This is a genomic window from Syntrophomonas sp. UBA1041, from assembly GCF_002316705.1.
In the GTDB taxonomy this organism is placed as follows: Bacteria; Bacillota; Syntrophomonadia; order Syntrophomonadales; family Syntrophomonadaceae; genus DTU019.
In genome coordinates, this window is the sequence record NZ_DCEA01000008.1 from 1276 (window position 1) to 2529 (window position 1254).

Below are 1254 nucleotides of genomic sequence, written 5' to 3' on the forward strand. Positions count from 1 at the left end.
AAAAGAGGCCTATCTTGGCGGAAGTGTCTATCTTTGCGATTTCTGCCAAGCCTAACCCGATTTCAGCGCATACTTGAGCTATCCGGTAAGCGGGACAGAAAACGTCCCGCTTTCTGATTTAAACCGAAAAATAGCCCTTTTCCAGCGCTTGTAAGATCTGGATACTCATCATAAGATCAAGGTAGGATCATAAGTCTTGGGAAAGGGGATTACTATGCCAGTCAAGTTAGCGATCAATGGCTTTGGACGGATCGGCCGCATGGTGTTTCGTAGAGCTCTGCAAGATCCGACCCTTGAAATTGTGTGCGTGAACGCCAGTTATTCACCTGAAATTCTGGCACACATGGCCAAGTATGATACTATTCACGGTCGATGCGAAGCCGATATCCGACCTGACGAAAACAGTATGTTGGTAAACGGGAAGCGTGTGCGGCTGACCGCCGACCGCGATCCGTCCCGCCTGCCTTGGAGCGAGATGGACATCGATGTTGTCATTGAGGCTACCGGCAAATTCCGTACTGCTGAACTGGCTGGACAGCATCTGAAAGCTGGCGCCAAAAAAGTGCTGATCACCGCGCCTGCTGACGGCGTTGATCTCATGATGGTCATGGGGGTCAATGATCACCTTTATAACGCGGAAGAACATCACATTATTTCCGGAGCTTCTTGTACGACAACCTGTCTGGCTCCTGTAGCACTTGTATTAAATAAAGAATTCGGTATCAAACGCGGACTTATGACTACTTTTCATGCCTACACTAGTGATCAGAAGATTTTAGACAACCCCCATAAAGACTTGCGCCGGGCACGGGCTTGCGGCCAATCGATTATCCCCACCAAGAGCGGTGCCACGAAGGCGATCGGCATCGTAATGCCAGAATTGGCTGGCAAACTGGATGGTATTGCCTTACGAGTTCCGACACCGAACGTTTCAATAATTGACTTCGCGGTATTGCTTGAAAAGAGTGTCAACGTAAAAATCGTCAACGAAGCTCTGCGCGAAGCCTCCGAAACTTACATGAAGAACTATATTGAGTATTGTACTGAACCGCTGGTTTCATCCGATTTTAACCATAATCCCAGCTCAGCGATTGTTGACTCGCTGATGACCATGGGCGACGATGATTACATGAAAGTCTTCGCCTGGTATGACAATGAATGGGGTTATTCCTGCCGCATTGTTGATATGGCCAAAATGATAGGCCAGGCCATACTTGCGAAGGCTTCCGGGATGTAAGTATGTAAAGTGACACA

The 1254-nt window shown here is 48.3% G+C and carries 1 protein-coding gene; it reads left to right on the plus strand.

The annotated features are described in order from the left end of the window. Positions 1–214 precede the first annotated feature (214 nt). Positions 215–1237 carry a type I glyceraldehyde-3-phosphate dehydrogenase gene (gene gap, locus B2633_RS01670; protein ID WP_483168811.1) on the plus strand — a complete coding sequence of 341 codons (1023 nt, stop codon included), beginning with the start codon at positions 215–217 and terminating at the stop codon, positions 1235–1237. The last annotated feature ends 17 nt before the right edge of the window (positions 1238–1254 follow it).